The sequence below is a fragment of the Streptosporangium sp. NPDC006013 genome (assembly GCF_040614275.1).
Classification (GTDB): domain Bacteria; phylum Actinomycetota; class Actinomycetes; order Streptosporangiales; family Streptosporangiaceae; genus Streptosporangium.
On record NZ_JBEXUE010000485.1, the window covers coordinates 1 to 7,460 of the forward strand.

Annotated in this window: 4 protein-coding genes and 1 pseudogene; all 5 read right to left on the minus strand. The window is 70.3% G+C overall.

The genetic code is table 11. From position 1 onward, the window contains the following. Positions 1 to 87, minus strand: a pseudogene (locus tag ABZ260_RS42450) (NADH-quinone oxidoreductase subunit E); the annotation flags it as partial. A 69-nt stretch (positions 88 to 156) separates the two neighbouring features. Next, positions 157 to 1,434 (minus strand): phosphopyruvate hydratase, encoded by a 1,278-nt coding sequence (gene eno, locus ABZ260_RS42455; RefSeq protein ID WP_355629156.1) that lies wholly within the window; start codon positions 1,432 to 1,434, stop codon positions 157 to 159. A gap of 346 nt (positions 1,435 to 1,780) precedes the next feature. Continuing rightward, positions 1,781 to 2,737: a MazG family protein gene (locus ABZ260_RS42460; RefSeq protein WP_355629159.1), complete on the minus strand. Its 957-nt coding sequence runs from the start codon at positions 2,735 to 2,737 to the stop codon at positions 1,781 to 1,783. A gap of 9 nt (positions 2,738 to 2,746) precedes the next feature. Continuing rightward, positions 2,747 to 3,394, minus strand: a complete 648-nt coding sequence (locus ABZ260_RS42465) for a SurA N-terminal domain-containing protein (RefSeq protein ID WP_355629162.1) — start codon at positions 3,392 to 3,394, stop codon at positions 2,747 to 2,749. Between the two features lie 26 nt (positions 3,395 to 3,420). Further along, positions 3,421 to 6,978, minus strand: coding sequence for a transcription-repair coupling factor (mfd, locus tag ABZ260_RS42470; RefSeq protein WP_355629165.1), 3,558 nt, complete (start codon positions 6,976 to 6,978; stop codon positions 3,421 to 3,423). Positions 6,979 to 7,460 lie beyond the last annotated feature (482 nt).

Here is a 7,460-nt window from a genome sequence, read left to right on the forward strand (position 1 = left end):
GAGCACCCGCGAGGCCTCCTTGAACGTGCAGAGCTTCTTCGGGCCGCGGGTCGGCGAGGGCTCCTTGCCGTCCCTGAGGTCGTCGACCGCCGGACCGCGTCCGGCGTTCCCCAGGTGCGGCCCGTGCTCGGAACGGGTGCGAGCCGCCAGAAGAAACTACCGCCGGAAACGTGGGAAGGCCGCCCGACCCGCGTAACGGGCCGCGTCGTCCAGAAGCTCCTCGATGCGGAGCAACTGGTTGTACTTGGCCACCCGGTCGGAGCGGGCCGGGGCGCCGGTCTTGATCTGGCCGCAGTTGGTGGCCACGGCGAGGTCTGCGATCGTGGTGTCCTCGGTCTCGCCGGAGCGGTGGCTCATCATGCAGCGGTAACCGCTGCGGTGGGCCAGGTCCACCGCGTCGAGGGTCTCGGTCAGGGTGCCGATCTGGTTGACCTTGACCAGCAGCGCGTTGGCGGTGCCCTCGGCGATGCCGCGGGCCAGGCGCTCGGGGTTGGTCACGAACAGGTCGTCGCCGACCAGCTGGACCTTGTCGCCGAGGGCGCGGGTGATGGCGTTCCAGCCCTCCCAGTCGCTCTCGTCCAGCGGGTCCTCGATGGAGACCAGCGGGTAGTTCGCGACCAGGTCCTCGTAGAAGGCGATCAGCTCGGTGGCGGACAGGCCCTTGCCGTCGATGGTGTAGACGCCGCCCGAGTGGAACTCGGAGGCGGCCACGTCGAGGGCCAGCGCGATGTCCTCGCCGGGCACGTACCCGGCCTTCTCGATGGCGACCAGGATCAGGTCGAGCGCGTCACGGTTGGAGGGCAGGTTCGGAGCGAAACCACCCTCGTCGCCGAGGCCGGTGGCGTAGCCCTTCTCCTTCAGCACCGCCTTGAGGGCGTGGTAGACCTCGGTGCCCATCCGCACGGCCTCACGGAACGTCTCCGCCCCGATCGGAGCGATCATGAATTCCTGGATGTCGACGTTGGTGTCGGCGTGCGCGCCGCCGTTCAGGATGTTCATCATCGGCACGGGCAGCAGGTGCGCGTTCGGCCCGCCCAGGTAGCGGAAGAGCGGCAGCTCGGCGCTGTCCGCGGCGGCCTTGGCCACGGCGAGCGAGACGCCCAGGATCGCGTTGGCGCCCAGACGCGCCTTGTTGGGCGTGGCGTCCAGGTCGATCATGATCTGGTCGACGCTGCGCTGCTCGGTGGCGTCGAACCCGAGGATCTCGTCGGCGATCTCGTCGGTCACGCCGAGAACCGCCTTCTCCACACCCTTGCCGCCGTAGCGCTCGTCGCCGTCACGGAGCTCGACGGCCTCGAACTGGCCGGTGGACGCGCCGCTGGGAACCGCGGCGCGCCCCTGGCTGCCGTCGTCCAGGAGGATGTCGACCTCGACCGTCGGGTTACCCCGGGAGTCAAGGATCTCTCGGGCGGTAACGCCCTCGATGGAAGCCACGAAGCGCTCCTAAAGTCGCAGGACAGTTTGCCTCAGAAGCGTACCGAGATCTACTTGCCGATACGGCGACCGGGACGCCTCCGAACAATGTTCGCGCAATTTCCGTACGAGGCCCCGAAGGCGCTCCACCGCCGACGCCAAGACCCGCCGGCGCCTCAGCTCCCACCGGTAACTGGACCGAGGAGACCATCGGAGCCCCTGAGGACACGCCCCGTGCTTCTCCCTTGGGGGACCGCCCGTGAGGCCGCGCCGGCGACTGGACTGAGGAGCGAAGGAGCGAAGCGGATGAGCGACGAGGGAAGGAGCCGGGTAAGAGCGGCCGAACCGCGACGCGTCAGCGTCGCCGTTAACACGCGTTAGCGTCGCCAGCAGCACGCACCTGGTCGCGGTAGGCGCGGGCGACGGCGCGCAACTCGGCCTCGGGGTCGAGACCGGCCGCGTGCCCCTGCCGTACCAGCTCGAAGAGTTTCGCTCCCAGGCCGTCGGCGGGCACCCCCTCGGGGAGGTCCGCCGGGGCTCCGGCGCGCTCGGCGCGGCGCAGGAGCTGCGCGGCGAGGGAGAGCGCGGGCTGGCCCATCGGGACGCCGTCGACCGCCGAGCCCGGATCGCCACCGCTCTTGGCCGCGCGCTCGGCCGCCTTGATGGTCTCCCAGTTGGCGCTGACCTCGCCCGCGCCCTCCACCCGGGTGTCGGCGAAGACGTGCGGGTGGCGGCGGACGAGCTTGGCGACGATCCCGTCGGCCACGTCGTCGATGTCGAACCCGTCCGGCCGCTCGCGGGCGACCCGCGCGTGGAAGGCCACCTGGAGGAGCAGGTCGCCCAACTCCTCGCGCAGTGCCGCGTGGTCGCCCTCCTCGATGGTCTCCAGCACCTCGTAGGCCTCCTCGATGAGGTACGGGGCCAGGGACTCGTGGGTCTGCCGGGCGTCCCACGGGCATTCGACCCGCAGCCGGTCCATCACCGAGACCAGGTCGAGCAGCCGCGCGCCCGGCAGGTCGTACGAGCCAGGAACGACCTCGATCACCGGCGGGTCCTCAAGCGCCACGGCGGCGTGGCCGATGGAGCGCATCAGCGCCTCGTCGGCCTCCAGCCACACGACCGTCGCCGCCACCGCCTCGCGGACCAGCACGGCGGGGTCGCAGGCGACCACCTCGACGTCGACCCCGGCCTCCGCCAGGTATGGCAGGTGCGGATGGTCCGCGGCCCCGGTGCGGACCGGGCCCTGTCCGAGAACCTGCCAGGCGCGATGGCTGAGCAGCCCCGGGGCGACCCGGGGCGAGGTGGTGACGATGATCAGCGACATGTCCGGAGGCTACTGCTGCGGGGTCTCAGGCTGCTCGGCGGCAGGAGCGGCGGGGCCCCCGGCGGCACCGAACCGGCCGGCGTCGACGAAGACACTCGGCTGCTCCTGGCTCCGCTGCTGGTTGAGCTGACCGTAGCGCGGGTTCCAGGTGATCGGCATGGCCTGCAGGTCCTTGATCGCCTGCTGCTGGCCGCGCTGGATGGCCGCCTCGTCGGTGCCGCCGCCGTACTTGGCGACGAGCTTGCTGATCAGCACCTGCGACCTCATGAACTCGCGTGCGTGCGAGGGGGCCACCGCCTGCTGGAGCATCTGCTGCTCGAACTTCTCCTGGCCGCCCTGGCCCGCGATCACCTGGTCGATCTCGCCGTCGGTGACCGTGATGCCCTTGCTCTCCGCGACCTTCGCGTACTGCTTGGCATTGGCCAGCTGGAAGAGCACGAGCTGCGGGACGCTGTCCTGGAACTGCAGTTGCGAGGCGGAGACGCCCGCCTTGGACAGCGCCTCCTCGTACTCGCGGACGTTCTTGCTCAGCTCGCTGGAGCTGATGCGCTCTCCACCCACGACGGCGGCGGCGCCGATCTGGTTCGGAGAGCAGGCGGTCAGCGCGACACCGGCGGCGGCGACCGCCAGGATGACGCGCACTCGGGTCGACTTCACATGCGTTCCCTTCACGACAAACGTGCTTACTCTACCCGCGCGGTTTCGAGGAACATCGCCTCGACGAGATCCCCGCACCACTTGAGCAGGTCCAGATCGCGCAGCGGCTGGCCCCCGAGGGGCCTGGTCTTGGGTACGGGCACCAGCAACGTACCGGCCGCCTGCTTCAGCAGTGCCTTCGGGTACAGCCTCTGGAGCCTGACCTGCTGGGAGTCCTTCAGCTCCACCGGCGCGAACTTGATGTTCTGGCCCTGCAGGGTGACATCGGTGAGCCCGGCACGGCGGGCGCGAATCCGGAAGCGGGCGACCTCGAGCAGGTTCTCCACCTGCTGGGGCGGCCGTCCGTACCGGTCGACGAGCTCGTCGCGCACCGCGCCGATGTCGGAGTCGGAACCGATCGCGGCGATCCGCTTGTACGCCTCCAGCCGCAGTCGCTCGGAGGTGACGTAGTCGTGCGGGATGTGGGCGTTGATCGGCAACTCGACCTTGACGTCGGGCCGCGCGTCCTCCTGGTAGGTGCCGGCCAGCTTGGCCTTCTGCTCCTGCACCGCCTCGGCCATCATCCGCACGTACAGGTCGAAGCCGACGCCCGCGATGAAACCCGACTGCTCGGCGCCCAGGATGTTGCCCGCGCCGCGGATCTCCAGGTCCTTCATCGCCACGTACATGCCCGCGCCCATCTCGGTGTGCTGGGAGATGGTGGCCAGGCGCTCGTGGGCGGTCTCGGTGAGCGGCTTCTCCGGCGGGTACAGGAAGTAGGCGTAGCCGCGCTCGCGGCCCCGGCCGACCCGGCCGCGCAGCTGGTGGAGCTGGGAGAGGCCGTAGTTGTCGGCCCGGTCGACGATCAGGGTGTTGGCGTTGGGCACGTCCAGGCCCGACTCGACGATCGTGGTGCAGACGAGCACGTCGAAGTCGCGCTCCCAGAAGCCCACCATGATCTTTTCCAGCTGGTGCTCCTGCATCTGGCCGTGCGCGACGGCGATCCTGGCCTCGGGCACGAGCTCGCGCAGCATGGCCGCGACCTTGTTGATGCTGGCCACCCGGTTGTGGACGAAGAAGACCTGGCCGTCGCGCATCAGCTCGCGCCGGACCGCGGCACCGATCTGCTTCTCGTCGTACGGGCCGACGAAGGTGAGGATCGGGTGCCGCTCCTCGGGCGGGGTGAGGATCGTGGACATCTCCCTGATGCCGGTGAGCCCCATCTCCAGCGTGCGGGGGATCGGGGTCGCGGACATGGCCAGCACGTCGACCTGGGTGCGCATGTGCTTCATGGCCTCCTTGTGCTCGACGCCGAACCGCTGCTCCTCGTCGATGATGATCAGGCCGAGCTGCTTGAACCTGACCTCGGACGAGAACAGCCGGTGCGTGCCGATCACCACGTCGACCGAGCCCTCGCGCAGACCCTCCAGGGTCGCGGAGACCTCACCGTCGCTCTGGAACCGCGACATCGGCCTGACGTTGAGCGGGAATCCGGAGAACCGCTCGGCGAAGGTCGACATGTGCTGCTGCACCAGCAGCGTGGTCGGCACCAGGACCGCCACCTGCTTGCCGTCCTGCACCGCCTTGAACGCCGCCCGCACCGCGATCTCGGTCTTGCCGTAGCCCACGTCGCCGCAGATCAGCCGGTCCATCGGGATCGGGCGCTCCATGTCGCGCTTGACCTCGTCGATGGCCTCAAGCTGGTCACCGGTCTCGGCGTAGGGGAAGGCGTCCTCCATCTCGCGCTGCCACGGGCTGTCGGGCGCGAAGGCGTGTCCCGGCGAGGCCATCCGGGCGGAGTACAGGCGGATCAGCTCTCCGGCGATCTCCTTGACCGCCTTCTTGGCCTTGGTCTTGGCCTTGGCCCAGTCGGCGCCGCCCATCCGGTTGAGCGTGGGCGACTCGCCGCCGACGTAGCGGGTGACCTCGTCGAGCTGGTCGGTCGGCACGTAGAGCCGGTCGCCCTTGGCGTACTCGATCACCAGGTACTCACGGGTGGCGCCCTGTACGGTGCGCTGCACCATCTCGATGTAGCGGCCCACGCCGTGCTGCTCGTGCACGACGTTGTCGCCGACCTTGAGCTGGAGCGGATCGACCATGTTGCGGCGCCGGGACGGCAACCGCCGCATGTCCTTGGTCGACGCCTTCTGGCCGACCAGGTCGAGGTGGGTCAGCACGGCCAGTGACGGGGTGACGAACCCGTGCTCGATCAGGCCGGTGGTGACGTGGACGACCTTGGAGTCGGGGATCCGCTCAAGGCCCGGCTCCAGGCGCGCGGGCAGGTCGACGCCCTTGAGCAGCTCGACCATGCGCTCGGCGGGGCCGTGGCCCTCGCTCAGCAGGACGACCACCCGCTCGGAGTCGAGCCAGCCCTTGATGTCCGACAGCGCCCGCTGGGTGTCGCCCCGGTAGGCCTCCGCCTCGCGCGCCCTCAGCACCAGCCCGCCGTCCGGCCCGCCGCCCTGAGCACCGTCACTCTCGCCTTCGACACCGAACGGCGCGAGCGACCACCAGGGCTGGCCGAGCTGCCGCGCGTGGTCGCGGATCTCCTCCAGGGTGCGGAACGCCGCCCCGCCCAGGTCGATCGGCGCCTCGCCGCCGGACGCCGCGTTGATCCAGGACGCCTCCAGGAACTCCTGACTGGTCCGCACCAGCTCGTCCGCGCGCCCGCGAATGCGCTCCGGGTCGCACACGAAGATCGCCGCTCGTTCCCCCAGGTGGTCGACGAGCAGGTCCATCTCACCGGCGAGCACCGGCGCGAACGCCTCCATGCCCTCCATCGGCACGCCCTCGGCCAGCTGCTCCAGGATCTCGGCCAGCGAAGGGTGCGTCTCGGCGAGTTCCCTCGCCCTCTCCCTGACCTCGGCGGTCAGCAGCAACTCCCGGCAGGGGGCGGCGAACAGCCCGTCCTCGGCCACCTCCAGCGAGCGCTGGTCGGCGACCTTGAACCAGCGGATCTCCTCGACGGTGTCGCCCCAGAACTCCAGTCGGAGCGGGTGCTCCTGGGTCGGCGGGAAGACGTCGAGCAGCCCGCCCCTGACGGCGACCTCCCCGCGCTTCTCCACCATGTCGACCCGGTGATAGCCGTTCTCCACCAGGCTGTGGACGACGCTGTCGAGGTCGGCGTCGTCCCCGGCGCGCAGCCGCACCGGTCGCAGGTCGCCCAGGCCGCGCACGATCGGCTGGAGCAGCGCCCTGATCGGCGCGACCACCACGTGCAGCGGGCCGGCCGAGAGGTCGCCCTCGACCGGGTGGGCCAGCCTGCGCAGCACCGCCAGGCGCTGGCCCACGGTGTCGCTGCGCGGCGACAGGCGCTCGTGCGGGAGCGTCTCCCAGGCGGGGAAGACCGCGACGGTGCTCTCGTCCAGGAGGCTGGTGAGGGCCGAGGCGAGATCCTCGGCCTCGCGGCCGGTCGCGGTCACCGCGAGGACGGTCCTGGCCGCCTTCTCCGCGCCCTCCCTGGCCAGCGCGGCCACCGCGAAGGGACGGAGCGCAGGCGGCGCGACCAGCGACACGTCGGACGAGTCGCCCCCGCGCACATCCCGAAGAAGGGAAGCCAGCTCAGGCTCCCCGGCGACAAGGTCCAGAAGTCCGGAAAGACTCATCAGATTCGCCCACAGCCCCACGACGGCAACACGACAGCCCCGAGCCGTACGGACACGGGGGGTACCTGGTCAAGGCTACCGAATCGCCGACCGGTGCTCCGGCCTTCGGGCGCACGGTACCGCCCGCAGCCGTGAGGCCGCGCCGGGGACTGGACTGAGGAGAGCGGGGTTGCGAGGAACGAGCGACCCCGGTCGACGAGGGAAGGAGCCGGACAAGAGCGGCCTCACCGCGACGCGCCAGCGTCGCCAACAACCCGTGAGGCCGCGCCGGCGACTGGACTAGGAGAAGAGACGCGCCGTTCTCCCACCTCAAGAATCACCCCGGGGACGTGCTTCGTGCTCTGTCCTTGGGGGACTCCCCGTGAGGCCGCGCCGGCGACTGGACTGAGGAGAGCGGGGTTGCGAGGAACGAGCGGCCCCGGTCGACGAGGGAAGGAGCCGGGTAAGAGCGGCCGAACCGCGATGCGCCAGCATCGCCAGAG

Bases quoted from the DNA above. Each gene is read 5' to 3' on its own strand.
- ABZ260_RS42460 (WP_355629159.1), bottom strand. From the start codon at position 2,737: ATGTCGCTGATCATCGTCACCACCTCGCCCCGGGTCGCCCCGGGGCTG.
- mfd (WP_355629165.1), bottom strand. From the start codon at position 6,978: ATGAGTCTTTCCGGACTTCTGGACCTTGTCGCCGGGGAGCCTGAGCTG.